Source organism: Devosia sp. Leaf64 (assembly GCF_001421945.1).
GTDB lineage: Bacteria > Pseudomonadota > Alphaproteobacteria > Rhizobiales > Devosiaceae > Devosia.
Genome location: NZ_LMLO01000024.1, coordinates 161,202 through 187,375, shown reverse-complemented (window position 1 = coordinate 187,375; position 26,174 = coordinate 161,202). Strand labels below are relative to the sequence as shown.

The 26,174-nt window shown below is 60.3% G+C and carries 25 protein-coding genes; 11 read left to right on the top strand and 14 right to left on the bottom strand.

The annotated features are described in order from the left end of the window. The first annotated feature begins 67 nt into the window (after positions 1–67). Complete coding sequence (locus ASE94_RS18535) at positions 68–1,483, top strand: trehalose-6-phosphate synthase (protein ID WP_082461312.1); 1,416 nt, start codon at positions 68–70, stop codon at positions 1,481–1,483. A gap of 117 nt (positions 1,484–1,600) precedes the next feature. Here ASE94_RS18535 and ASE94_RS18530 read toward each other — a convergent pair whose 3' ends face one another. From ASE94_RS18530 to ASE94_RS18515, 4 genes are all read right to left on the bottom strand, one after another. Further along, positions 1,601–3,079, bottom strand: a complete 1,479-nt coding sequence (locus tag ASE94_RS18530; RefSeq protein ID WP_062631566.1) for a DEAD/DEAH box helicase — start codon at positions 3,077–3,079, stop codon at positions 1,601–1,603. A gap of 378 nt (positions 3,080–3,457) precedes the next feature. After that, on the bottom strand, positions 3,458–4,249 hold the full coding sequence (locus tag ASE94_RS18525; RefSeq protein WP_062631565.1) for a molybdopterin-dependent oxidoreductase: 792 nt from the start codon (positions 4,247–4,249) through the stop codon (positions 3,458–3,460). Further along, complete coding sequence (locus tag ASE94_RS18520; RefSeq protein ID WP_062631564.1) at positions 4,246–5,076, bottom strand: cytochrome b/b6 domain-containing protein; 831 nt, start codon at positions 5,074–5,076, stop codon at positions 4,246–4,248. Before ASE94_RS18520 ends, ASE94_RS18525 begins: the two co-directional genes overlap by 4 nt. 149 nt (positions 5,077–5,225) lie before the next feature. Beyond that, positions 5,226–5,876 carry a ThuA domain-containing protein gene (locus ASE94_RS18515; RefSeq protein WP_061910391.1) on the bottom strand — a complete coding sequence of 217 codons (651 nt, stop codon included), beginning with the start codon at positions 5,874–5,876 and terminating at the stop codon, positions 5,226–5,228. A 229-nt stretch (positions 5,877–6,105) separates the two neighbouring features. On the opposite strand from ASE94_RS18515, the gene ASE94_RS18510 reads away from it, so the two are divergent. After that, positions 6,106–7,707: a bifunctional metallophosphatase/5'-nucleotidase gene (locus ASE94_RS18510; RefSeq protein WP_062631563.1), complete on the top strand. Its 1,602-nt coding sequence runs from the start codon at positions 6,106–6,108 to the stop codon at positions 7,705–7,707. 36 nt (positions 7,708–7,743) lie between these two features. Here ASE94_RS18510 and ASE94_RS18505 read toward each other — a convergent pair whose 3' ends face one another. Both ASE94_RS18505 and ASE94_RS18500 read right to left on the bottom strand, forming a co-directional pair. Beyond that, positions 7,744–8,112 (bottom strand): response regulator, encoded by a 369-nt coding sequence (locus tag ASE94_RS18505; protein WP_162236119.1) that lies wholly within the window; start codon positions 8,110–8,112, stop codon positions 7,744–7,746. 41 nt (positions 8,113–8,153) lie between these two features. Next, positions 8,154–8,405, bottom strand: coding sequence for a GlsB/YeaQ/YmgE family stress response membrane protein (locus ASE94_RS18500; protein WP_061910387.1), 252 nt, complete (start codon positions 8,403–8,405; stop codon positions 8,154–8,156). A 163-nt stretch (positions 8,406–8,568) separates the two neighbouring features. Here ASE94_RS18500 and ASE94_RS18495 point away from each other — a divergent pair, with 163 nt between their 5' ends. Continuing rightward, positions 8,569–9,138 (top strand): hypothetical protein, encoded by a 570-nt coding sequence (locus tag ASE94_RS18495; protein WP_062631561.1) that lies wholly within the window; start codon positions 8,569–8,571, stop codon positions 9,136–9,138. Between the two features lie 75 nt (positions 9,139–9,213). Here ASE94_RS18495 and ASE94_RS18490 read toward each other — a convergent pair whose 3' ends face one another. The 6 genes from ASE94_RS18490 to ASE94_RS18465 all read right to left on the bottom strand — a co-directional run bounded on the left by ASE94_RS18490 (position 9,214) and on the right by ASE94_RS18465 (position 15,747). Beyond that, positions 9,214–10,257, bottom strand: coding sequence for a Gfo/Idh/MocA family oxidoreductase (locus tag ASE94_RS18490; RefSeq protein WP_062631560.1), 1,044 nt, complete (start codon positions 10,255–10,257; stop codon positions 9,214–9,216). A 177-nt stretch (positions 10,258–10,434) separates the two neighbouring features. Continuing rightward, entirely contained in the window at positions 10,435–11,223 is a 789-nt protein-coding gene (locus ASE94_RS18485; RefSeq protein ID WP_062631559.1) for a ThuA domain-containing protein, read from the bottom strand. Positions 11,224–11,399: 176 nt separating this feature from the next. Then, positions 11,400–12,404, bottom strand: a complete 1,005-nt coding sequence (locus ASE94_RS18480) for an ABC transporter ATP-binding protein (RefSeq protein ID WP_062631558.1) — start codon at positions 12,402–12,404, stop codon at positions 11,400–11,402. Positions 12,405–12,564: 160 nt separating this feature from the next. Beyond that, positions 12,565–13,410, bottom strand: coding sequence for a carbohydrate ABC transporter permease (locus ASE94_RS18475; RefSeq protein ID WP_061910376.1), 846 nt, complete (start codon positions 13,408–13,410; stop codon positions 12,565–12,567). Beyond that, positions 13,410–14,390 carry a sugar ABC transporter permease gene (locus ASE94_RS18470; RefSeq protein WP_062631557.1) on the bottom strand — a complete coding sequence of 327 codons (981 nt, stop codon included), beginning with the start codon at positions 14,388–14,390 and terminating at the stop codon, positions 13,410–13,412. Before ASE94_RS18470 ends, ASE94_RS18475 begins: the two co-directional genes overlap by 1 nt. 91 nt (positions 14,391–14,481) lie before the next feature. Further along, the gene (locus ASE94_RS18465; RefSeq protein WP_062631556.1) at positions 14,482–15,747 is read right to left on the bottom strand and encodes an ABC transporter substrate-binding protein; all 1,266 of its coding nucleotides are present in this window, start codon (positions 15,745–15,747) and stop codon (positions 14,482–14,484) included. A 466-nt stretch (positions 15,748–16,213) separates the two neighbouring features. Between ASE94_RS18465 and ASE94_RS18460 the strand changes: the two genes are divergently transcribed. Continuing rightward, positions 16,214–17,233, top strand: a complete 1,020-nt coding sequence (locus ASE94_RS18460) for a substrate-binding domain-containing protein (protein WP_061910372.1) — start codon at positions 16,214–16,216, stop codon at positions 17,231–17,233. A 108-nt stretch (positions 17,234–17,341) separates the two neighbouring features. Here ASE94_RS18460 and ASE94_RS18455 read toward each other — a convergent pair whose 3' ends face one another. Next, positions 17,342–18,073, bottom strand: a complete 732-nt coding sequence (locus ASE94_RS18455) for a hypothetical protein (RefSeq protein ID WP_200913708.1) — start codon at positions 18,071–18,073, stop codon at positions 17,342–17,344. Continuing rightward, a complete protein-coding gene (locus ASE94_RS18450) occupies positions 18,070–18,999 on the bottom strand; it encodes an aminotransferase class IV (protein ID WP_062631555.1) in 930 nt (309 codons plus the stop codon). Before ASE94_RS18450 ends, ASE94_RS18455 begins: the two co-directional genes overlap by 4 nt. A gap of 146 nt (positions 19,000–19,145) precedes the next feature. Here ASE94_RS18450 and ASE94_RS18445 point away from each other — a divergent pair, with 146 nt between their 5' ends. The 7 genes from ASE94_RS18445 to ASE94_RS18415 all read left to right on the top strand — a co-directional run bounded on the left by ASE94_RS18445 (position 19,146) and on the right by ASE94_RS18415 (position 26,116). Then, complete coding sequence (locus ASE94_RS18445; RefSeq protein WP_062631554.1) at positions 19,146–19,427, top strand: hypothetical protein; 282 nt, start codon at positions 19,146–19,148, stop codon at positions 19,425–19,427. Positions 19,428–19,694: 267 nt separating this feature from the next. Further along, positions 19,695–20,804: an ABC transporter substrate-binding protein gene (locus ASE94_RS18440; RefSeq protein WP_062631553.1), complete on the top strand. Its 1,110-nt coding sequence runs from the start codon at positions 19,695–19,697 to the stop codon at positions 20,802–20,804. A gap of 247 nt (positions 20,805–21,051) precedes the next feature. Continuing rightward, complete coding sequence (locus ASE94_RS18435) at positions 21,052–21,918, top strand: ABC transporter permease subunit (RefSeq protein WP_062631552.1); 867 nt, start codon at positions 21,052–21,054, stop codon at positions 21,916–21,918. Then, entirely contained in the window at positions 21,915–22,706 is a 792-nt protein-coding gene (locus tag ASE94_RS18430; RefSeq protein ID WP_062631551.1) for an ABC transporter permease subunit, read from the top strand. The genes ASE94_RS18435 and ASE94_RS18430 overlap by 4 nt, the downstream gene beginning before the upstream one ends. A 1-nt stretch (position 22,707) precedes the next feature. Then, positions 22,708–23,697, top strand: a complete 990-nt coding sequence (locus ASE94_RS18425) for an ABC transporter ATP-binding protein (RefSeq protein WP_062631550.1) — start codon at positions 22,708–22,710, stop codon at positions 23,695–23,697. A 182-nt stretch (positions 23,698–23,879) separates the two neighbouring features. Further along, the gene (gene sseA, locus ASE94_RS18420) at positions 23,880–24,713 is read left to right on the top strand and encodes a 3-mercaptopyruvate sulfurtransferase (RefSeq protein WP_244484203.1); all 834 of its coding nucleotides are present in this window, start codon (positions 23,880–23,882) and stop codon (positions 24,711–24,713) included. A 176-nt stretch (positions 24,714–24,889) separates the two neighbouring features. Further along, complete coding sequence (locus tag ASE94_RS18415) at positions 24,890–26,116, top strand: efflux RND transporter periplasmic adaptor subunit (RefSeq protein WP_062631548.1); 1,227 nt, start codon at positions 24,890–24,892, stop codon at positions 26,114–26,116. Positions 26,117–26,174: the final 58 nt, after the last annotated feature.

The window sequence follows — 26,174 nt, the reverse complement described above, 5'->3', positions numbered from 1 at the left end:
CCACGCAAGTTCAGACCCGGGCGCACCAGCGTCCGGTTCATTGTTTTTCTTACTAGGGGGTCTACCTATGAGCCGCATCGTCATCGTTTCCAATCGTACGCCAGGCAAGGGTCCTGCGGCCGGGGGCCTTGCGGTCGCTCTGAGAAAGGTGCTGTCCAACCACGAAGGCTTCTGGTTCGGCTGGTCTGGAAAACTCACCGAAACTCCATCGTCAAAGACGCATTTCGAAGACATCGATGGTTTGAAGGTCGCCCAGATCGACCTCACCGCCGATGATCACCGCGCTTATTATGCCGGCTTTTCCAACTCGATCCTCTGGCCGAGCTTTCACCTGCGCCTCGATCTCGCGACCATCGAAGGCTATTGGTACGAGGGCTATCGCCGCGTGAACCAGCAGTTCGCCAAGGCGCTTATGCCGCTCCTTAAGCCCGACGACGTTGTATGGGTGCACGATTATCACCTGATCCCCCTCGCCAGCGAATTGCGGCGCCTCGGCGCAAAGAACCGCATCGGTTTTTATCTCCACATCCCCTTCCCCACGGCGGACGCGCTTTACGCTATCCCGCACCATGGCGATCTCATGCGCGACCTGTCGCGCTACGATCTGATCGGCATGCAGGCCAATCGCGACGTTGCGGCCTTCACCGATTTCGCCGAACACCAGGCACCCTCGACCTTCGCTACGGCGTCGACCGAAACCATCGATTTCTCCAAAACCGAAGTGACCGCCTTCCCCATCGGCTCGGACCCTGAGGCTTTTACACGTCTCTCGACCAGCCCGGCGGCCAAGAAGATGATCCACCGCATGCGCCGCGCCCTCGCCGATCAACGCCTGATCCTTGGCGTCGATCGTCTCGATTATTCCAAGGGCCTGCCACAGCGCATCGAAGCCTATGAAAAGCTCCTCGCCAACAATCAGCGCTTCCGCCGAAACGTGCATTTGCTGCAGGTCGCCCCACCCTCGCGCGACAGTATCAAGGAATATCAGGAAACCAGCGACACGCTCGACGCCATGGCGGGTCGCGTCATGGGCCGCTTCGCTGAACCCGATTGGGCTCCTCTCACTTACGTCAAGCGCGCCTATGGCCAACCCAGTCTCGCCGGCCTCTATCGCCTCGCCCGCGTCGGCCTCGTCACGCCCCTCCGCGATGGCATGAACCTTGTCGCCCACGAATATGTCGGCGCTCAGGACCCCGAAGACCCCGGCGTCCTTGTCCTCTCCCGCTTCGCCGGCGCTGCCGAAATCTTCCCCGAAGCCTTGCTCGTTAATCCATTCGATACCGACGAAACTGCCGAAGCCCTCCGCATGGCCCTCGACATGCCGCTCGAAGAACGCAAGCAACGCTGGCAAGCCCTCTGGGCCGCCGCCACCAAGCACAATGTCGACGACTGGGCCCTCAGCTTCCTCAAGCGCCTCTCCCCCGGCATCGAGGATCAAGCTCAGGTCGACAAAGACACCATCTACATGGCTTCGGTGGCGTAACTGCTAAAGTCGCAGCGCTGCGGCAATGACTTCATGGTGAGATGCGATGCCTTGAACCACTGAGTTGCAGACAGAATTGGCAAACAAAAAGGGCGGCCACCGGGCCGCCCTTTTCGTTTAACCTTCGCCGCGGCGATTGCGTGCTGCGGACTTTTTCGCCCCTGTGGTCCAACGCGGCTTGGCCTTCAGACCGTCAGCGCGCGGCGGCTTCACCGAACGAGATGGCGCCAGCGGATTGCGTGGGTCACGGGCCGGGCCAGCGCTCGCTTCGCGCGGAGCGTTGGCGTCGCGCGGGCTGCCGCCCCTGCCACGTTCGCCACCCGGACGCGGCGTGTTGAACTTGCGCGGATCGGGCTTTGGATTGCGTGCGGTTCGCTGCCCACCAGGAGCCCCAACAGTGTGCCGTGGCTGACGCGGCGCCGAAGCCGTCGCTTCTTCGACCATGTTGACGTCGCCCGAAAGCGGCAGCGTGCGGCGGATCAGCTTTTCGACATCGCGCAGTTTCGAGCGCTCGGTGCCGTCGCAGAGCGTGATTGCGATGCCCGTTGCGCCATTGCGGCCCGTACGGCCAATGCGGTGCACATAGTTTTCCGGATCGTCCGGCAGATCATAGTTCACGACATGGGTGATGCCGGGAACGTCGATACCGCGCGCGGCAATATCGGTCGCAACGAGAATGCGAACATTCCCGCTCGCAAAACCCTTCAGCGCGGCCTGACGTGCATTCTGGCTCTTGTTGCCGTGAATGGCAGCAGCCTCATGCCCATCGATGGCGAGGTTCTTCGTTACGCGGTCAGCGCCGTGCTTGGTGCGCGCAAACACGATGACGCGCTCCATGCCTTCCTTTTCGTCGTCGAGGAGGCCATTCAGCACATTGCGCTTGGCCTTAGCGCCGGAAAGGATGACGCGCTGGTCGATCTTGACGACGGTCGACCCCTGCGGCGCTGCCTCGACCTTCACCGGCTCCTTGAGGAGCCCCTTGGCGAGATCTTCAACCTCAGCCGCCATGGTCGCCGAAAACAGCATGGTCTGACGACGCAAACCAATGGCCTTGGCAATGGCCTTCACCGGCGCAATGAAGCCCATGTCAAGCATGCGGTCGGCTTCGTCGAGCACCAGCCAGCGCGTTTCATTGAGGCGGATCTTATTGTCGTCGAGCAAATCCTTGAGACGGCCCGGCGTCGCCACGACGACGTCCACGCCCTTGGCAATCTTCTGGACCTGATGGTAGCGCGACACGCCACCGAGCACGAGGACCGTATCAATCTTCTGCTTGGAGCCTGCAAACTTACGGATATTCTCTTCGATCTGCACGGCAAGTTCACGCGTCGGCGCGAGGATCAGCGCGCGTGTCGTCATCGGCCGCGGACGGCCGGTCAATTGCGCAAGCCCAGCAAGGATCGGCAGGCCAAATGCTGCAGTCTTGCCCGAGCCGGTCTGGGCAATGCCCATCATGTCCCGGCCCTCGAGCAGCTTGGGGATCGCTTCGCTCTGGATCTTGGTTGGCGTCTCGAACCCACCCGCCTTGAGGCTATCAACGAGGGCGGTGGGCAGTCCAAGACTGGAAAAATCGGTCAAATCTAGATCTTTCATCATGCGCAAAACACTGCGCGGGCACGCTGCGAACCGCAGGCGCCATAAATAAAAATGCAATCGGGCGATAGGGATTATCGCGCGGGTGCTGGCTCAAACCCGGAGCATTTTCGCTATCCGGGCTGACTTCGCCGCTCACCGCTGAGTAAGAAGAGAAGTCCGTTAGCGGCACATTTCGCCGCAACGCTGGTAGTGATATGGGCGAGAATGGCAATAAACGCAAGTGCCGTGGGTGCATGGGTGGCCTGAGGGAAAGCTCATCCCCAGCCTACCGGTCCAGGCGACGTGTCAGACTGGAACAAATCTAGCCCCAAACTCGCTTCAGCACCTCCCCCTTTATGGGGAGGCTGGGAGGGGGTGTCGGCGAGCCCAAATGCCCTCTCAAATTCCTCCATACCAATCATAGCCGTTATCCGGCCAATACCCGCCCTTGCCCATGCCGAATGGGGTCAGATCATCGACCAATTCGATCGTGTGCAGATATTTCGGCTGCTTATACCCAAGCGCTCGCTCGATCCGCAGACGCACCGGCGCACCATTGCTCACAGGCAAAACCTGATCGTTGAGCCCATACGACAAAATGGTCTGCGGATGATAGGCGTCCACCAGGTCCGAGCTTTCGTAATAAAAGATCTCGCCCGAGAGCGACTTCTGGATATTGTCGAAGCAGTGATAGACGCAGTAGCGCGCCTCGGGCTTCACGCCGGCCATGTCGAGGAGCGGTCCGAGCTGTGTCCCGGTCCACTTGGCAATGCAACTCCAGCCTTCGACGCAATCGTGCCGGGTGATCTGGCTACGCGCCGGCATATTCCGCAATTCGTTGAGCGAGAACGAGACCTCGCGTTCCACCATGCCCTTGATGGTGAGCTTGTAAGACGCAAAGTTCTGCATCTTGAGGAAAGTATATTCCGGCGTCGTCGGCTGCGTGGAGCCGTTTGGCTTCATTCCCTGGCGGATTTCGCTGGCCGAATATTCGCGTGCCAGCGTCTGATCGCCAATCAATGCCCGTTGCGCGCGATAGGTCAGCACATTGGCCTGCTCCAGCGCCTGCCGCACAGGATGGCCGCGCTGCCCCAGAAAGTCGAACTGATCGCATCCAGCGAGCGCCAGGCTGGAGCCAAGCGCCGCGGAGCCCACCAGCAGTTTGCGGCGGTTCATGATCAGGCCGCTCATGGCTTATCTCCTTCGGCAGCCGGCGTTCCCGGGCTTGTGCGATACCACCCGGTTATCATCGAGCGCAGCTCATTGAGCGGCCCGGCCAGCAGCACCATCAAAATGTGGACGATGAAGAATAGCACCAGCAGCACCATCGTGCCGAAGTGGATGGTTCGCGCGGTCTGCCGCCCGCCGAAAAGATCGAGCAGCCATGGCCAGGCGGCGTCCATGCCGGGGCTCATGGTCAGTCCCGTCAGCACGATCAGCGGAAACAGCACGAAGAACACGGCGAAATAGCTCAGCTTCTGCAGCGGCGAATAGCGCCGCCCATGATGCAGCTTGAGCCGCGCATGGTCCCCGATATCCCTCGGCAGTTCTTTGAGATCATCACCACGCGGCAAGATATCCCGCCTGAGATGCCCGTTGATGAAGCTCGCCAAAAACCAGACGAATAGCGCGGCCACCATCAACCAGCCGAAAAAGAAATGCACAACCCGGCCGGTGGCAAGATCGCGATAGGATGGAATGGTCACTGCCCCCGGAAAACCCACATAAGCTGGCGCTTCAGCCGTACCGCTCATCCCGAGCACGCCAGTCGTATCGAACGTCTGCCCGAATACCGTCGTCTGCCCGCGCGGCCCTTGTGGCGTGTTGACCGCTCCGATCCGCAGAACAGAATTATCGAACTCGAAGCCCGATTGCTGGCCGATATAGAGCGCGGGATGGGCATTGAAAATCTGCAGCCCGGAAAGCAGCAGAAAGAAGAGGCAGATGACCCAAACCCAATGGGTCAACCGGGTCCAGATGGATTGGCGATAAACCAACGGTCCTTTGGGTCGAGCCACCGGCGTTTGGGAAGACGCGTCGGCGGAGGGCCTTGGCTCTCCACCCGCAGGTTGTTCTTGGCTCGAATCCACGCTCATCCTGCTCTCCTTGATCGTTTCAGATACGAGAGCAAAACGGGTCGGGTTTCAACTCACCTTCGAGCGAGAGCCTATTCGGCCCGCGCTGCCCAATTCATGCCCCGACGCATAATCGTGGCCATATCGGCGTTCTCGAATTCCTTGGCCTGATGGCCGAGCGTCATATGGAACACCTTGCCCTGCCCATGGCGGCGCTTCCAGACGACCGGCATGACGACACCATTGATCCAGCTTGCATGCTCGCCGGTGAAGGTCGTCGTCGCCAACACCTCGTTAGAGGGGTCGACATGCATGTAATACTGCTCTGACTTGTAGGGAAACGACGCGGGGATGCCGTCCATGATCGGGTCTTCAGGCTTCGTCACATCGACCGTATAGTCGATGATATTGCCAGGATGCGCCACCCATTGGCCCCCAACCATGAACTGATAGTCCACCGCTTCGCGGAACGCATCGCTCATGCCGCCATGATGCCCAGCAAGGCCAACGCCGCCTTCAACTGCCTTGACGAGGTTTTCGACCTCTTCCTTGGCAATCTTGCTCATCGTGAAAATCGGAACGATCAGCGAAAGATCGTGGATGGAGGGGTCGGCAAAGGCGCTGGTTTCGGTCGCGGTACGCACCGCATAGCCGTCTTCATGGAGCCAGCGACGATAGATCGCCGCACATTCTTCCGGGTCGTGACCTTCCCAGCCACCATAAACGATCAAAGCACTACGCATCAGGATTAACCCCGCAAATCAAACGGGGCGGAGAATACCTGACTCAACCGCTATTGAAACCCCGTCCCGTGCCGCCTTCGATCAATCGAGCAAATTGCGCTGCCACAACACTTTTCACTGTCATAATTAGCTGATTAACTAAACCTTATGCTTCCCCCGGCCGCTTGGCGAGGTGCATCGCCGGCGGTCCCGAAGCGGATTTTGCCACGAGCCACAAGGGATTTGAGGGATGAAGAAACTACTGCTGGGCGCCACTACGCTCACGCTTTGCGCTGGTTTTTCGACCACCGCCTATGCCGAGTTCACGCTGAACATCCTGCATATCAACGACTTCCATTCGCGCTTCGACCCCATCACCGGCTCTGATTCCAATTGCGATGCCGAAACCGACGCGGCCGGGGAATGCTTTGGTGGCATCGCCCGCCTCAAGACCATCATCGACGATACCCGCGCCAAATATGACGGCGGCAATTCTCTGCTGCTCTCTGCCGGCGATAATTTCCAGGGGTCGCTCTATTACACGACCTACAAGTCCAAGGTCGTCTCGGACTTCTTCAACCAGATGGGCTTTGACGTCGTCGCCACTGGCAATCACGAGTTCGACGATGGCCCGGAAGAATTCCTGAAGTTCATCGAAGCTGCTAAATTCCCGATCATCGGCGGCAATTTCGATGTGACCAAGGATGAAGGCCTCCGCGGCAAGATCGAAGGCTCGATCGTCCTCGATATCGGCGGCGAAAAGGTCGGCATCATCGGCGCGACCACCGAAGACACGCCCGATATCGCCTCGCCCGGCGATGTCGAATTCCACGATGTCATACAATATGTCCGCGGCGCCTCCGAAGCGCTCGATGCGGCCGGCGTCAACAAGATCATCCTTCTCAGCCACATCGGCTACAATGAGGATCTCAACGTTGCCGCCTCGCTGCCGCTCGTCGACGTCATCGTCGGCGGCCACAGCCACTCGCTCCTCGGCTCCATGGAAGGGGCCGTTGGCCCCTACCCCACCATGGTCACCAATCCCGAGGGCGTCGAAGTCCCCGTGGTTCAGGCCAATCAGTATGGCAAGTATCTGGGCGATATCGCCATCACCTGGGATGACAAGGGCAAAGTCACCAAGGCCGAGGGCGAGCCCTTCCTGATCGACGCATCGGTCACCGCCAACGAAGAGTTCAAGACCCAGCTCGCCGAACTCGCCGGCCCGATCGAGGAAATGACTAGCCAGGTCATCGGCTCGACCACCGCCAAGCTCGAAGGCGCGCGTGAAGTCTGCCGCGTCGAAGAATGCTCCATGGGCAATCTCCTCGCCGACGCCATCCTCGATCGCGTCGCCGATCAGGGTGCTACCATCGCCTTCCAGAATGGTGGCGGCATCCGCTCCTCCATCGACGCAGGTGAAATCACCGTGGGCGACGTGCTGACTGTCCTACCCTTCTCCAACACCCTCGCCACGGTGCAGATCTCCGGCGCCGATGTCATCGAAGCGCTCGAGAACGGCGTCTCCGACATCGAAAACGGCGCCGGCCGCTTCGCTCAGGTCTCAGGCCTCAAATATAGCTACACTCTCGCGAAACCCGCCGGCGAGCGCGTGAGCGATGTGATGGTCAAGGGTGAAGGCGATACCTGGGTGCCTATCGACGAGGAAAAGACCTATACCATCGTCACCAACAACTATGTCCGCGGTGGCGGCGACGGCTATGGCACCTTTGCCGAAGGCGAAAACCCCTACGACTTTGGCCCGCCGCTCGAGCAGGTGGTTGCTGAATACCTCGCCAAACTCGGAGGGGAATATACCCCCTATACCGATGGCCGTATCACGGTGATCAAATAAAAACTGGAAGGGCGCCCACCGGGCGCCCTTTTCGCTTCAGTTCAGCGCAATCGCTGAGGTGAGCAGGTCTTCATTCCAAGGCTTGGGGACGAAGCGCGCATTGTCGGGCATTTCGCCCGAAAACGGCTTTCGTCCCGCCGAAACGACGACGATCTTGATATGGGGCCAAATGAATCTCACGTGGTTCGCGAGCACCATACCGTTTCGCGTGCCGGGCATGTTGATGTCGGTGATGAGACCCGAAAAGGCATCGCCCGCCCGTTCAAGAATACCGAGAGCTTCTGCGGTGCTCCCAGCTTCCCATGGCTCATAGCCACACTCTCTGACGACCTCAGCCAGTTCCATCCTGACGATAGGCTCGTCATCGACGATCAAAAACGACTTGCGACCCGATTGTGTACTCATGACCAGACAACAACTCCGACCCATTCACGTTCCGGCCGTTATCAACGGCGGCGCGCGACCAGACCCCAAATGACGAGAATAATGATGGCACCGACCACCGAGGCAATGAAGCCTGCGCCGTCATTCGGGCCATACCAGCCGATCTGCTGACCGAGCCAGGTTGCGAGAACCGAACCGACGATGCCGAGGATAGTCGTTAGAATGAACCCGCGCGGTTCGTTGCTGCCCGGTGTGATCCACTTGGCGACGAGACCTGCGAGGAAGCCGATGATGATGGCCCAGATGATACCCATTTGACGCTCCTATTGTGATGCCGAATAAACAGCGATCCTGCCATCCCGGTTGCAATGGCTCATCACAATTGCCGCTTTCCTGTCCCCTTTGCTTAAAAGTGTTGCAACTGCCCGGTTAGCCCCCCGTTGTCAGGCGGGGGGCAATTGCAACCGGAGAATACCGATGAACAAGATCCTGGCCGCCGTTTCGGTCGCCGCTCTCATGAGCGCAGGTTCTTTTGCTATTGCCCAAGATGCAGCTGTTGGCGTGGATGCCGGCGCTGGGGTAAGCGTTGACACGCCTGCGATGGATGCGCAGGTAGGTGCTGGTACCAGCACCGATGCCAATGCCACGACGAATGGCACTTCCACGACCGGCAATGCCGGTACGAATGCCAATGCAAACGCCAAGGCCGGCACCAATGCCGGTGGCATGTCTGACAACACCTACGGCTCTGTCGTGTCCTCGATCTCTGGCAATGCCAGCGTCGATCTCTCGGCAGTGACTGAAGACTCCCAGGTCAGCATCGTTCTGCTGACCTCGCTCCAGGGCAATGCCGCCAGTGAAGCGGCCGCGCTTGATGAAGCTCTCTCGGCCAATGCCGAAGGCCAGACCACGCTTCACTCCAATATCGAAGCGAACGATGCTATCAAGGCCAAGCTCGATGCCGAAGGCTACACAGCCGATGACGTCGTCGCCGTCAAATCGGCCGCCGATGGCATGGTCACCGTTTATGTGGACGATCGCGCCTAAAACGACCCAAACTTAAAAAGAAAGCCCCGGTTCACATCGGGGCTTTTTTGTATTTCGGATATCGCGCTGAGGTTCTCAGACCTTGTGCTCCATCCGGTCACGGTCCGTCACCGTGCCCAAATCGAGCACCTTCTGAATGTTCGTCGCGTGACGGAAGCTCGGCTCCATATTCTGGCCCGTCCGCACCGCTTCGGCAAAGCGCTGATAGTTGGTGAACACCGGTTCCACCTCGACCTCGGTCCATGTCCCGGTCTCGACATCGTCGCCGAGGCAGGTGAAGAGCTTGGACCAGTCATGCCGGTGTTGCACTTCCACCGAGCCCTTGTCGCCATAGACACGAAGACGCAGTTCGTTGAAATGCCCGGTGGCCCAGCGCGTCGCATGGATGACGCCGAGCGCGCCATTCTCAAGCTGCGCTGTCATGGCAAAGCTGTCATTTGCGTCGAGATCGTATTCACCGATCTGGTTGCCCTCTGCCTTATCGAAGGTTTCGAGCCGGCAGAAGACCCTTGAGAAATCGCTCCCTGCCCCATAAGCGGCAAAGTCGAGGATGTGGACGCCGATATCGCCCAACACGCCGTTCGAGCCGTGCTTCTTCGACAGACGCCACAGCCACTGGCTTTCCGTGCGCCAATCGCCCCAGGCCTTAGAGACAAGCCAGCTCTGGAGATAGCTCGCCTCGAAATGCTTGACGCGACCCACCTGCCCCGATTGCACGATCTCGCGCGCCTTCTGCAGTTGCGCAACATTGCGATAGGTCAGGTTGACCATGTTGACGAGCCCGAGCCGTTCGGCCGTCTCGGTCATTTCCATGGCCTTGGCATAGTCGGTCGCCAGCGGCTTTTCGCAGAACACGTGCTTGCCCGCATTCAGCGCCGCCATAGTAGTCGGGTGGTGAATGCTGTCCGGCGTCACATTGGCGATGGCATCGAACTCGCCCCAGGCCAAAGCCGCATCGAGCGAGCCAAAGCCGCGCTCGATCCCGTGGCTTTGGTTGAACGCCTCTACGCGCGCGGGATCGACGTCCACGCCGCCGGCCAGCGTCACACCCTCGATCGCCGCAAAATGCTTGGCATGCTGGTTCGCCATGCCGCCAGTACCCAGAATGAGGATACGCATTCTTTTAATTCCTTGGCCGCCAAAACGACCGTCTGATTGTTTCACTACTCGAAGCGACAAAGAGCTTCGATACCTGTCCCGTCGTCATCGCCCGGCTTGTCCGGGCGATCCAGTCTCACGCTAGTAACGCCCGTGGATTGCCCGGACAAGCCGGACAACCAACGGACGAAGCGTCTCTTACTGCTTCACTTCGCCGGCGTGATCGGATGCACTGAGCTTGGCGCCGCGCTCTTCGATCTTTTCGATCGCCTCGCCAACCGGCGTGTTCGGCGCCTTCATCAGGTGCGCATGGCGGTCGCCGTTATAGGCCCAGTTCACCGCGTTGCGCAGCACCTGGCCGACATTGGCATCGTGATAGGTCGGATAGGTTTCGTGGCCGGGGCGGAAGTAGAAGATATTGCCGGCGCCGCGACGATAGGTCAGGCCCGAGCGGAACACTTCGCCACCCTGGAACCAAGAGACGAATACGGTCTCGAGCGGCTCCGGCACGGTGAAGGGCTCGCCATACATTTCTTCATATTCGAGTTCGAAATAGGCCGGCAGGCCCTTGGCGATCGGATGGCCCGGATTGACGACCCAAAGGCGCTCGCGCTCGCCGGCTTCGCGCCAGTGGAGGTTCGCCGGCGAACCCATCAGGCCCTTGAAGACCTTCGAATGGTGGCCCGAGTGGAGAACAATCAGACCCATGCCCTGCCAGACGTGTTCCATCACGCGCTTGACGACAACATCGTCGACCTTGTCATGCGCCGCGTGACCCCACCAGAGCAGCACGTCGGTTTCTGCCAGCACAGCATCGGTAAGGCCGTGCTCGGGCTCCTGCAGCGTCGTGGTCTTCACGGCCAGATTGCCGTCCTGCTTCAGCAACGAAGCGATCTGGTTGTGCATGCCCGTTGGGTAATTGTCGGCAACGACCTTGTTCTTCTGCTCATGGACGTTCTCGCCCCAGACCAGCGTACGGATCGGCATTGGTATTCTCCTAGATTCATGGCGAAGCGGGGAGGCGATCGCCATTCCTTGGTTTTTTCGGCGTCATTCCCGCGAAAGCGGGAATCTCCCGTTATCGAGGAGACTCCCGCTTTCGCGGCAGTGACAGATTGGGTGAGAAAGGTGACGATGCTTGGACCGTCACCTTTATTTTTTCGTCAGCGGATCGGCTTACCGGCTTCGTCGAAGCGATGTATATTTTCAGTCTGTGGCGATACGCGCACCGTTGAGCCGCTCTGATAGCTCGACGCGCCGTCGAGACGGACGACCACGGGCTCTTCTTCGCCCATATCGAGATAGACATAGGAGTCGGCACCAAGATTTTCCGTATGGATGACAGTGCCCTCCCAGATCCCATCGGGCGAGACCGTCAGGTGCTCGCCGCGAATGCCAAGCGTGGCGCAATTGTGCGCTGCCGCCTTGTCCTTGGTCAGGAAGTTCATCTTCGGTGACCCGATGAAGCCGGCAACAAAGATACTGTCCGGCCGCTCGTAAAGTTCCATCGGCGTGCCGACCTGTTCGACGAGACCATCACGCAGCACACAGATCCGGTCGGCGAGCGTCATCGCTTCCACCTGATCGTGCGTCACATAGATCATCGTGACGTCGTTCATTCCCTCGTGGAGCTTGGCGATCTCGATACGCGTCGCGACGCGCAGGGCGGCGTCGAGGTTCGAGAGCGGTTCGTCAAAGAGGAACACCTTGGGGTCGCGGGTAATAGCACGGCCAATAGCAACGCGCTGGCGCTGTCCGCCCGAGAGCTGCTTGGGCAGACGATCGAGATACTGCCGGATCTGCAGCATATCCGCAGCCCGCTCGACGCGGCGGCGGATCTCGTCCTTACTGTGGCCTTTGTCGAGCTTGAGGCCAAAGGCCATGTTTTCGTAGACCGTCATATGCGGATAGAGCGCATAGGACTGGAAAACCATGGCGATGCCGCGCTTCGACGGCGTCAGCGAATTGACCACCTCTCCGTCAAAGAGCATCTCGCCAGAGGTGATGTCTTCAAGCCCCGAGATCAGGCGCAGCAAGGTGGATTTGCCACAGCCCGAAGGCCCGACAAACACCATGAACTCACCCTTCTTCACCTCGAGGTCAACGCCCTTGATGACGTTCACCGCGCCGAAGGACTTCTTGATATTGCGAAGTTCGATAGATGCCACTTTTTGGAACCCCTTCAGACCGATAGGACAGTCAGTTTCGGATGAGACGAAAATTGCGATCTGCGAGAACCGGACCGGAGCGTACGTTTGAGGTACGTGAGGACCGGAAGCGCAGGAGATTGTAATTTGCAGGCCATCATAAGCTGAATGGACATCGGTCTTAGCCTTTGACGCCGCCGGCGGTGAGGCCGGACACGATCTTGCGCTGGAAGATGAGCACCAGTGCAACGAGCGGCACGGTGACGATGACCGAGGCAGCCATGATGATGCCCCACGGGATTTCATATTGCGATCCGCCCGAAAGCAGCGCGATGGCCACAGGCACGGTGCGGGTCTGGTTCGAGACGGTGAAGGTCAGCGCGAACAGGAACTCGTTCCACGCCGCGATGAAGGCAAGAAGCCCCGTCGTCACCAGCGCCGGCCACATCAGCGGCATGAACACCTTGGTGATGATCACCCAGGGCGTTGCACCATCGACGATCGCGGCCTCTTCGATCTCGATTGGCAGATCACGCATGAAGGTAGTCAGCACCCATACGGTGAACGGCAGCGTGAAGATCGTGTAGGCAAAGATCAGCGCCCAGGGCGTGTTGTAGATGCCAAGGAAGCGGATCACCTCGAATAGGCCAGCCAGCACGGCGATTTGCGGAAACATCGAGACCGCAAGGATCGTCATGAGCAAGAGGCTCCGCCCCCGGAACCGCACACGGCTGAGAGCAAAGGATGCCGTGATCGCAAGGAACAGGGCGAGGATCACCGTCACCGAAGCGACGAAAACCGAGTTCAGGAGGTTGCGCGGAAACTCTCCTTGCGTGAACACCTGACGGAAATTGTCGAGGCTGAACGAGGTCGGCCAATAGGTCACGCGGAATAGATCGGTGCCCGATTTGAGGCTCGTCAGGATCGCGTAGTAGAACGGGAACACCGACACCACGACGATAACCACGACGAGAGCGTAGAAGAGCACGGTTTTCGTGGTCTTCCAGAGATCGAAGGTCGCACCCATCAGCGGTCTCCCCCATCGAAATTGACTTTGCCGATCCAGATATAGAGCACGGTAAAGATCGCGATCATCAAGAACAGCAGCGTCGACTGCGTCGAGCCTTCGGCAAAATTGTTGAACTGGAACAGGTTTTCCTGCGCCAAGACCGACATGGTCTTGGTCGCCGAAGAGTTCGGTGTCAGCACATAGATCAGGTCGAAGATGCGCAGCGCATCGAGCACGCGGAAGATGATCGCGACCATCAGCGCGGGCCGCACCAGCGGCAGCGTGATCCGGAAGAACTGCTTGACCGGATGCACGCCATCGATCTCGGCGGCCTCATAGATGTCGCGCGGGATCATCTGCAGACCCGCGAGGATCAGCAGCGCCATGAAGGGCGTCGTCTTCCAGATATCGACGATCAGAACCGTCGTCATCGCCGTATCCGCCGAAGCTGTCCACGCCACCGGCGCGGCCAGGAGCCCCAGCTTCATGCCCAGATCATTGATGATGCCGAACTGGTCGTTGAGCATCCAGCTCCACATACGGGCGGAAACGATCGTCGGAATGGCCCAGGGAATAAGGATTGCGGCACGAACGATGCCGCGGCCCTTGAATTCTGCATTGAGCACCAGGGCAACGATCATCCCGAGGATGGTTTCCCAGAACACCGACCAAAAGGCGAAGCGCACGGTGTTCCACACCGCATTCCACCAGTCGGGATCAGCCAGCACGCCGCGATAGCGCACGGTGCCGCTTTCGAGCACCTGCCAGCGAAGGTAATTGCCGAAGCCGATCCATTCGGCGCCGTAGAGATTGTTGAGGGTTGCATCGGTGAAGGAGAAGTAGATCGAGCGCAGCAGCGGCCAACCGGCCACGATCGCCAGCGCGACCAACATGGGGATCAGAAACAGCCGAGCGGCACGTGCGCGCTGCAGCATGAGTTCTGATTTCGCCTTCGGCGCATTCGCCGTCGCAAGAGGCGCCAGTGCATCGGTCGCCATGATCGTCGTCCTCCCTATCCAGACAATTATTGAAAAAACGGGCGGCGGGGATAAACCCCGGCCGCCCGTCCATTAGGCTTGCCGGGAGGACTTACCAGGCGTCGCCCTTGAGATCGTTGAGGTCGGCCTCGAGCAGTTCGAGGTTTTCGGCAGCAGTGCCGTTACCCGAAAGCGTTTCGTGCACCGCACTCCAGAACATCGAAGAGACTTCGTTATAGTTTGTCTTGGTCGGAGCCGACGGACGCGGCACGGCCTGTTCGAAGATGGCCTTCCAGTTCGCCATGAAGGGCGACGCGGCAAGCACATCCTTGTCTTCATAGAGCGCTGGAATGGTCGGCAGGTTGGACTGGTTGATCGCGCGTTCCTTCTGCACTTCTTCCGAAGCCAGATACTTCACGAGCTCGATTGCAGCTTCCTGATCCGGAGAATACTTGGAAACGGCCATGTTCCAGCCGCCAAGCGTTGCAGCCGAACGAGCGCCTTCGCCGTCACCGGCTGGCAGCGGAGCGACGTCGAACTTGCCCTTCACGGCAGAGTCTTCGCCATTGCTCAGTGCATAAGCATAAGGCCAGTTGCGCATGAACACGGCATTGCCGAGCTGCCACACGCCGCGGCTTTCTTCTTCCATATAGGCCAGGACGCCATCGGGCGCGATCGTGCCAACCCAGCCGGCAGCACGATCGATCGCGGCAGCAGCCTGTTCGTTGTTGATCGAAATCGTACCGTCGGCCTCGATGATCTGGCCGCCGCCATTCGACACGACCCATTCGAGAGCGTCGCAGGTCAGGCCTTCATAGGCATTGCCCTGGAACACGAAACCCCAGAGTTCGGAAGCACCGGCGCCACGTTCGGCATCCATGATTTCCTTGGCCGTGGCTTCAAGCTCGGTCCAGGTCGTCGGCACGGACTTGCCGTACTTTTCAAGCAGGTCCTTGCGATAGTAGAGCGCAGGAGCGTCGGTGAACGCCGGCATGGCGACGAGCTTGCCGTCGACGGTCTGGGATTCGATGATCGAGGGGAAGTGGTTGCCCACGACATCCTTCATCGCTTCGGTCAGATCGGTGAAGTGCTCGGCAAGCTGCGGAGCCCAAATCACGTCGGTCTGGTAGACGTCGATATCGGCATTGCCGGCAGCGAGCCACAGGCGATACTGGCCGAACTGGTCGGTGGTCGAAGACGGCATCGGCACAACAGTGACCTTGTTGCCGGTCTGCTGTTCGAACTTGTCGAGCTGGCTGCGCAGGAATGCCAGGCCATTACCGGTATCGCCCGAAACGATCGAGAGATCGGCAGCCTGTGCAGCGCCCACCAGCGTCACGCTCGCCATCATCGCAACGAGCAGCTTGTTCAACATCATCGGAAGTCCTCCCAAAAGAATTTTGCCCGGGGAGACATAAAGGCACGCCCGGTGCCATACGCCAGGCCAGACCTGATCTCCCCCAAAGCCCTTTGCCACACCCATTTGCCGGGCACGTTTTCAAAGCGCTTTGAACGAAAAAGAACCAGAGCGCCGGAAAACTGTCAAGCAGCACCAATGCCGTATTTTTACCTTTTTTGATGGAACCTTATTTTTAGCATTATTTGTCAGCCACTTATCCCAATTCAGAGCCTCGAAGTCGTAAATTTGGCTGAATCTACGCTGACGTACGCACCTCAAACAATTTGAAACTTTGGACACCCTTGCATCCAAAATTGAAATCGCTTTGAATGGACTTTGGAGGAGTTGGGCCAAGGCTCTGGTCAAAGAGGCTGGCCTGCCCTAATGGGGCGGCAAACCAAAGGCTTTTAAAGCCGGATGCCGCACCAGCTGGGCCACGAGCGCTATGAGATTGAAGGAGCTCGCCGAGCATCTCGGCCTATCGCAGACGACGGTCAGTCGCGCGCTCAATGGCTATCCTGAAGTCAAGGAGGCCACGCGCCTGCGCGTCTCCGAGGCTGCGCTTGAGCTCGGATATCGCCCCAATGCCAGCGCCCTACGCCTCGCAACAGGTCGCGCTAGCGCCGTGGGGATGGTCTTGCGCGGTGCCGACGAGCTCGGCCCCCACATGTCAGAATTTCTCTCCGGCCTCGGCGGCCGCATGGCAACACAAGACATCGACATCGTCGTCACGACCGTTGCAAGCCAGCAGGAAGAACTCGCCGCCTATCGCCGCCTCGCCGCCAGCCAGCGCGTCGATGCCATGATCCTCCATTCGCCGACGCTCAACGACGAGCGCGCCGAGCTGCTGATGGATCTCAAAATCCCCTTCGTGCTTCATGGCCGCACCAATGCGACCCGCCCCGTCGCCTGGCTCGATATCGACAATACCGGTGGCCTCGAACGCGCCACGAGCCACCTGCTCGATCTCGGCCACCGCCGCATCGCGCTCCTCAATGGCGTCAAAGGCCGTACCTTCGCCGAACACCGCGAACTCGGTTACATGGCCGCCCTCTCCGCCCGCGGCGTCGCCTTCGATCCCGCACTCATGGGCAATACCGCATTCACCGACGAAGTCGCCTTCCGCATGGCCCAATCCATGCTCGAACTGCGCCCCCGCCCCACCGCTTTCCTCGCCGGCTCGATGATGACCGCCCTCGGCGTCTTCCGCGCCATCCGCCAGGCCGGCATGACATTGGGTACCGACGTCTCGATGATCGCCCACGACGACGTCTTCCCCTATCTCAACGCCGACAACATGTACCCCACCATGTCGACGACCCGCTCCTCGATCCGCCAAGCCGGGTCCCGCATCGCAGAACTCTTGCTTCAGCTCCTCGGCGGCAAACCCGTCAGCGAAATCCACGAACTCTGGCCCGTCGAACTCGTCCTCCGCGAAAGCTCCGGCCCCGCGCCTTTGTTTTAGCTGAAGAAGAAGCGTTTTGGTCGCGCAGCGACACCTCTCTCTTTGGGGAGAGGTCGGACTGCATGGCAGTCCGGGTGAGGGGGCCTTCTTCGGCCCTGGCTCAAAACCTCACGCCCCGAGCCTAAACCCTCGCATCCGCTCATAAAACGGCCGCGCCTCATCCGCGATGTCAGCCAACTCCCCCGGGAGCGCCCCGATCTCATCCGGCGGCGAGAACCCAGTGCTATTGTAAACCGCATTATACCAATGCGGCCCCCAGACCCCATCCTCCGGATGCGCGCCCTTGGGCCAGCGCAACATGGCCGGGTCCCAGGCAAGCTCGATCGCCGCACAAAGCGCCTGCAGCGTCCCCTCCGGATCGCGCCTGATATCATCGCTATCGACCACCACGGGCGCGCTCCCCGTCCGCTGCGCCACCCGATCGAACAGCATGGCCTGCCCTTCGAAACCGATATCGGCCAGCGTTACGCTTTCCCGCTTCTGCGCGTATGACGCGAGCACCCGCTCCGGCGCCCGCAGCAGGAAAACATTGGTCACCTTGTCCATCCAGTCGAGCGGAAACCCCTCGATCATATGGTGGCTCATATGCTTCTGATACCAGACGGACTTTCCGCCCGGCACAGGCCCGAGGATATAGTCGACCACCGCCTGAGGATCCTGCGGCTGCGACGCAAGGACCTCTTCCTGCATGGGATGGACGATCCCCGTCGCCTTCAGATAAGCCGCATAAAACGGTTCGTCGCTGACAAAGCTATCCGCCCGCGAAGAAAAGCTCCGCATCATCGCGGTAGAAAGATTTCGCGGCCCCGACCACATGGCAATTCGCATGACTTCGCTCATGGCCTAAAGGTCTCCGCTTCGATCAGGTCCCGATAAAGCCCGGCTAGCCGCGCCGTCATCTCTCCAGGAATTGGTCCCGGCCCCTTCAGCGGATGTCCCATTTTCCGGCCATCCACCTCGCGCACCGAGGTCAGCCCCGCAAAGGTCCCCGTCACAAAAGCTTCGTCCGCGCCATAGACATCGGTCAGCGAAAAATTCTTCTGCCGCACGGTGATCCCGGCAGCCTCAGCCACCCGGATAATGTTTCCGCGCGTAATCCCGCCGAGGCAATAATCCCCCGTGGACGTCCAGACCTCGCCCCGCCGCACGATGAAAAAGTGCGTCGAATTACACGTCGCCACAAAACCCTGCGGATCGAGCATCAGCGCCTCGTCCGCCCCTGCCTTTGCCGCCTGGATGCAGGCCTGAATGCAATTGAGCTTGGAATGCGAATTCAGCTTCTGGTCTTGCATATCCGGCGCCGTGCGGCGGATCGTGGAGGTAAAAAGCGAAATCCCATCGGGCTTTGCCGAAGGCGCCTTGTATTCGGGGATGATGACAATGGTCGCATCCCCGATCGTCACCCGCGGATCCTGATAAGGCGTCGCCTTGATCCCGCGCGTCACCATGAGGCGGATATGGACACCATCCGTCATGCCGTTGGCAGCAAGACAATCGAAAATCCGCTTCACCAATTCGTCCGGCGTTAAGCCGACCGAAAAATCGAGCGTCTTCGCCCCCTCATAGAGCCGCTCCAGATGCGCCCACAAAAACGGGATCCCGCCCTTATGGAGCCGAAGCCCTTCCCAAACGCCGTCGCCGAGCACGAAGCCAGAATCGAACACCGATACCACCGCCTTGTCGCGCGGCATCAACTGGTCATTGACGGCAATCAGAATGGAAGCATTACGCGGATCATCCGCATAGGCATGAACGCCATAGGCCATGAGGAGAGGCTCTCGAATTGTTAGTCGGGCTAAGCTTCACGTCCGCCAATGGAAAAGTCGAGATGGAATTGAGCGCTGGACGAACAGTGACCGCTTTTCTAGTCTGAAATAAACCTGGAGGATGGTTTGAAGAATATAGCAAAATTATGCTGCCATTTGCGCTTGCCACGGCCTCACTTGCAGGGCTGCCTGTGGTTGCAGAAACATACATCCTGCCTATCGAATTTCCACGACCCATTCTTAACGACTTGGTCGACAATGGCTCTGCTGAACTTGTCGAACAGAACGGGACGGAGTGGATCTATCGGCTGGAGATGAAGGAAGGCGTTTGCACAACGCGGTTGATCGTCATCAACCACTTCAGGCCTCTCTTTTTTCAATACGATCTTTGTAGCGGGAAGCTTATCGCCAAAGATAACTTCCAATGATTAGCATCTACTCCCCGCGACGATACTTTGACCATCTGGACGAGACTGTCACAATTGGGCAATCTCACCGTGCGGCTGGGAGGACGCGAGCAGATGGGCAGATGAGCGCAATCGATTGATGTTGCGGCCATTATCGCCCCTCTGTGGGCGACTCCGCACCGTCACCAATATGTCATTGCACTGTCATCTGACGTCTCTACTCCCTCGCCCGTTCGCACCAGCTCTCCTTGGGGAGGGCGAGCGACTGCTCATTCAGGGAGACAAAGAATGACGTTCAAGTCTGCGCTGACCGCATCGGTTTCGCTTCTCAATGTGCTCAGCTTCGCGGCTCCGACTTTCGCCCAGGCCGATCTGACCGCGCTCTACGACGCCGCCAAGACCGAAGGCCAGCTCACCGTAATCGCCCTGCCCCATTCCTGGTGCAACTATGGCGGCGTGATCGAAGGTTTCAAGGCCAAGTATCCCGGCATCAAAGTCAATGAACTGAACCCCGATGCCGGTTCGGCAGACGAGCTCGAAGCCGTCCGCGCCAACAAGGGCAATACCGGCCCGCAGGCTCCTGACGTTCTCGATATCGGTCTCGCCTTCGGCCCGCAGGCCAAGGATGAGGGCCTCCTCCAGGCTTACAAGGTCTCGACCTGGGACGAAATTCCGGACGATGCCAAGGACGCCGATGGCTTCTGGTATGGCGACTATTATGGCGTCCTCGCCTTTGGCATCAACAAGGACATCATCACCGGCGAAAACCCGGCAACCTGGGCCGACCTGAACAAGGACGAGTTCGCAAACTCCGTGGCTCTGGCTGGTGATCCGCGTACCGCCAACAACGCCATCATGTCCGTCTATGCCGCTGGCCTCTCGACCGGTGCCGCTCAGGATGCTGCCGCCCAAGCTGGCCTTGAATACTTCAAGGCGCTCAACGACAAGGGCAATTTCGTCCCCGTCGATGCTGAAGCTGCCGCCATTGCTCAGGGCACGACCCCGATCGCGATCAACTGGGACTACAACCTTCTGGCCGCCCGCGACAACCTCAACGGCAACCCACCGATCGAAGTCGTCGTGCCGTCCGATGGCGTCGTCGCCGGCGTCTACGTCCAGGCCATCTCGGCCTTCGCACCCCACCCGAACGCTGCCAAACTCTGGATGGAATACCTCTATTCCGACGAAGGTCAGCTCGGCTGGCTCGCTGGCTACTGCCACCCGATCCGCTTCAACGCCATGTCCGACGCTGGCGTCCTACCAGCCGACCTGATGGCCAAGCTCCCGGCCGCCGAAAACTACGCCAAGGCCGTGTTCCCCTCGATTGAAGAGCAGAACGCCAACAAGGCCACCATCACCGGCGGCTGGGATTCCACCGTCGGCGCGAGTGTTCAGTAAACTGACTGTTGTTGCTCAACCCACTGAATGTCACCCCGGCGAAGGCCGGGGCCCATCCTGAAATCTCAAGATGGATCCCGGCCTTCGCCGGGATGACAGCCGGTGAACTGGGCTGCAGCACCCCCACCCATCCTCCCCCTCACAAGGGGGAGGAGCCACATCGAGTTCGAGGCAAAATCGCGCCACATCCACTGCGCGGTCCCTCCCCCTCCCAGGGGGAGGCTAGGAGGGGGTCGCCCCAAGCACCATGAGCGCATCTAACGCCAAACGCCGCATCCACTGGGACAGCCTCGCCGTCTTCCCTTTCGTCCTCTTCGCGGTGATGTTCCTCTTCCTGCCGACGCTCTCCCTCCTCGGCGCCGCCTTTACCGATCGCGAGGGCAATTTCACCTTCGAAAACATCGCCGGCCTGTTCACCGATCAGATCATGGCCGCCTATTGGATTTCGATCCGCGTCTCCGGCGCCTCCGCCATTCTCGGCGCGCTGATCGGCCTTGCCATCACTCTCGCGATCATTCGCGGCAAGCTGCCCGCCGGCTTCCGTTCCGCAGTCATGACCTTTTCTGGCGTCGCGTCCAATTTCGCCGGCGTGCCCCTCGCCTTTGCCTTCATCGCCTCGATCGGCCGCATCGGCCTCGTCACCATCATCCTGCGCGATGTCTTCGGCTTCGATCTCTACCGCGCTGGCTTCAGCCTCTTTTCCTTCTGGGGCCTGACGCTGACCTATCTCTATTTCCAGATCCCGCTGATGATGCTGACCATCGCTCCCGCGATCGACGGCCTCAAGAAGGAGTGGAACGAAGCCGCCCAGACGCTCGGTGCCTCGCCCTGGCAATTCTGGCGCTATGTCGGCCTGCCCATTCTCTGGCCGAGCTTCCTGGGCACCCTCAGCCTACTCTTTGCCAATGCCTTCGGCGCCATCGCCACCGCTTGGGCGCTTACCGGCTCCAACCTCAACATCGTCACCGTGCTGCTCTACAATCAGATCCGCGGCGATGCCCTGCAAAATCCCGGCCTCGGCGCCGCTTTGGCCGTCGGCATGATCCTCATCACGTCTTTCGCCAACGTTATCTATCTCGTCGTCGCCGCGCGTGCCGAAAGGTGGATGAAATGAAGGCCCAAAAGTTCTGGCCCTGGCTCATCGTTTCGCTCGGCGCCGCCTATTTCCTCATTCCGCTGCTCGCAACCTTCATCTTCTCGCTGCGCATGCGCCGCAACGAGTACACCTTTGACGCCTATGTCTCGGTCTTCTCCGATCCGAAATTTTACGCGACCTTCGGCTATTCCCTCAGCGTCGGCGTCTTCACTATTATCGTCGGCATCCTCGTCGTCGTGCCTGCGGTTTATTTCGTCCGCTTGCGCATGCCCTGGCTGCGCCCCTTCATGGAATTCGTTACCCTCCTGCCGCTGGTCATCCCCGCGCTGGTGCTGGTCTATGGCTATGTCCGCCTTTACGGCTCAAGTTCTCTGATTCCATTCACGGGCTCCATCCTTGGCACCGATATCCTCCTCACCTGTGCCTATGTCATGCTCGCCATGCCCTATATGTATCGGGCGGTCGACAACGGCATGCGCACCATCGATATCGGCACCCTCACCGAAGCCGCGCAGATCATGGGCGCCAGCCAGGTCCAGATCATCGGCAATATCATCCTGCCCAATATCCTCGTCGCCATCCTCTCTGGCGCCTTCCTGACCTTCGCCATTGTCATCGGCGAATTCACCATTGCGAGCCTCCTCAACCGCCCTGCCTTCGGCCCCTATCTCGTGGGTATCGGCACCAATCGGGCCTATGAGCCCGCCGCGCTCGCCATCATTTCCTTCATCATCACCTGGGGCGCCATGGGCATGATCAACGTGCTCGGCCGCTTCGCCCCCCGCACTTCCGCCCGGACCGATTGACATGCCCGCCTTTCTCGAAGTTCAGAACCTCGTCAAATCCTTCGGCACCAATACGGTCGTCAAAGGCGTCAATTTTGCCTTCGACAAGGGCGAGTTCATCTCACTCCTCGGCCCCTCCGGTTGCGGCAAGACCACGATCCTCAGGATGATCGCCGGCTTCGAGCGCCCCACCTCCGGCACCATCCGCGTCGATGGCGAAGACATCACGCATCTCAAGCCCAATCAGCGTAAGCTCGGCATGGTCTTCCAGGCCTATGCGCTCTTCCCCAATATGACCGTCGGCGAAAACATCGCTTTCGGCTTAAAAATCGCCGGCATGCCCGCCGACCAGCGACGCGCCCGCGTCGATGAGATGCTCAAGCTGATCGGCCTCCCCGGCTTTGAAAAGCGTTACCCCTATGAAATGTCCGGCGGCCAGCAGCAGCGCGTCGCCCTCGCCCGCGCCATCGCGCCAAAACCGCGTCTCCTGCTGCTCGACGAACCCCTCTCCGCGCTCGACGCCAAAATCCGCGTCTCCCTCCGCGAAGAAATCCGCGCCATTCAGCGCGACCTCGGCATCACCACCGTCTTCGTCACCCACGATCAGGAAGAGGCCATGTCCATTTCCGATCGCATCGTGGTCATGAACTCAGGCAATATCGAGCAACTCGGCGCCGCCCACGATATCTACAATCGCCCCGCCACCCGCTTCGTCGCCACCTTCGTCGGCCAACTCAACACGCTTCCCGCCGGCGTTCTAGCTGCCACCTCGGGCGAACGCGCCATCCGCCCCGAGCTCATCTCCCTCGCCCCCCGCCCCGAAACCGACCTCACGCTGACCGGAACTATCGCCGATCTCCACTTCCTCGGCTCCGTCCAACGCCTCCGCGTCGACATCGGCGGCACGCTCGTCAACATCGACACTTTTAACAACCAGACCAGCCCCCTCCAACGCGGCGACACCGTCACGCTCCACCTCGCCCAAAAAGACCTCCTCACCCTCGGCGCATGAAGCACCTACGCCCCCACGTCCACAGGTTGTCGTCCCGGCGAAAGCCGGGACCCATCCCCAGATATCGGTGCGACCACCTGGAGAGAGGTTAGTCCCCCACGCATACCTCCCGCGTCGATTTACCCTTTGACCGCCGCCCGGCGCGGCGCCATTGTCCCCCCACAGCAATGAGGAATCGCGTGATGGAAAGCCTTTTCGTTTCAACTGAATGGCTGGCGGAACATCTGAGCGATCCAAACATCGCCGTGGTCGATGCGAGCTGGCACATGCCCAACGCCTCGCGCAATGCCCAAGCCGAATATCTCGCCGGCCACATCCCCGGCGCGGTCTATTTCGACATTGATGGCGTCGCCGATACGTCCTCCAACCTGCCCCACATGCTCCCCGCCCCCGAAGATTTCGCCCGCATGGTCGGCGCGCTCGGCGTTGGCAGCGACATGACCATCGTCATCTATGACGAACTCGGCCTTTTCAGCGCCCCCCGCGTCTGGTGGACCTTCAAGACCTTTGGCGCCAAGGACGTGCGCATCCTCTCAGGCGGCGGCCCCAAATGGCGCGCCGAACGCCGCCCGCTCGAAGCGGGCCACAAGACCAAGGCCCCGGCCACCTTCACGGTCCAATTCAATCCCGATCGCGTCGTTGATTTTGGTGCCGTAAACGACCTCAGCAAGACCGAAACGGCGCAGATCCTCGACGCCCGCCCCGCCCCGCGCTTCCACGCCGAAGCCCCCGAGCCACGTCCCGGCCTCCGCTCCGGCCACATCCCCAATAGCCGCAACGTCCCGGTGAGCCTCCTCACCGAAAACGGCATGCTCAAATCCCCCGAAGCCCTCAAGGCGCTCTTCGACGAGCGCGGCGTCGATCTCTCCGAGCCCATCGTCACCTCCTGCGGCTCCGGCGTCACCGCCTCGACCCTCGCCCTCGCCCTCGAACAAGCCGGTGCCAAATCTGTCGCCGTCTACGACGGTTCCTGGGCCGAATGGGGCTCCCGCCCCGACGCCGAAGTCGAAAGCTAGGTCTCGAATAGTCCAGTAGCCCTCATCCTGAGGTGCTTCGCCTTTGCGAAGTCTCGAAGGACGAGGGTGTGCCACTACCCCTCACAATCCCGAAACCTTTCCGCATTTTAATTTAACACGCCCGGTCAACCTGTTACCGTAACGGTGTTTTTCCCGTTTACAGTTTGAGGTTTGGTTTGATCCGGCAGATTGTCGCCTCGATCGTCATTCTCGTGGCTGCCGCGCTGGCGTGGCTCTTCTTCGCCCCTGGCGCCCATCAAACCCTGTCCGATGCAGGCATCACCCTGCCCTTTGGCCCGCAAGCCGAAGCTGCGCCGCAGCAAGGCGGCGGCCCGGGTGGCAATCGTCCTGGCGGCGGCCAGGGCGCCCAGGCCAGTGGTGGCGGCGCTCCCGGAGGCGGTGGCCGCCCCGGCGGCTTTACCCCTCGCGCCACCAATGTGATCACAACCGGCGTCACCATGGCCGATATCAACGACACGCTTGCCGCCATCGGCGAAGGCACCCCGGTTCGCTCCGTCACGGTCACGGCAACCGCCGGCGGCGAACTCGCTGAAGTCGCCGTCCGCCCCGGCCAGGTCGTCGAGCAAGGCGCCATCATCGCCCGCTTCGATGCCGCCGCCGAACAGATCGAATATGACCGCGCCGAACTCGCCGTCGAGGACGCCCGAGCGACCCTGACGCGCACCGAGGGCCTCGCCAGCAACAATGTCGTCGCCGGCACGGCCCTTTCCGCCGCTCAGCTCAGCGCCGCCAATGCCGAACTCGAACTGCGTAATGCCGACGTCGCCCTCTCGCGCCGCACCATCACGAGCCCCATCGCCGGCCGCGTCGGCCTCATCCGCGTCACCCCCGGCAATTACGTCCCGGCCCAGACCGCCGTCACCTCGATCGACGACACCTCCTCGATCCTTATCGATTTCTGGGTACCCGAGCGCTATGCCGCCCAGATCGAGCCGGGCATGGCCGTCTCCGTCGCCGCCGTCGCTCTCCCCGGCCAGACTTTTACCGGGGACATTTCCGCCATCGATACCCGCATCGATCCAGCGAGCCGCACCCTGCAGGTCCAGGCCGAAATCCCCAATCCCGACGACACCCTCCGCGCCGGCATGAGCTTTACCGTCTCCCTCGCCTTCCCCGGCGAGCGCTATCCAGCCGTCAATCCGCTGGCCATTCTCTGGTCCGCCGAGGGCTCCTATGTCTGGAAATATGTCGAGGGCAAAGCGACCCGCGTTCCCGCCGAAATCATCCAGCGCAACAGCGACGGCGTCCTCGTCCGCGCCGACCTCAAGCCCGGCGACGCCATCATCACCGAAGGCATTTTGCAACTGAGCGAAGGCGCCACCGTCACCCTGCTCGAAGGCCCGGACGGCACCGACCAAACAACCGCAGCCACAAACCCGTAAGCCACCGGCCATCCCTCCCCCTACCAGGGGGAGGCTAGGTGGGGGTTATCTAAAGGCC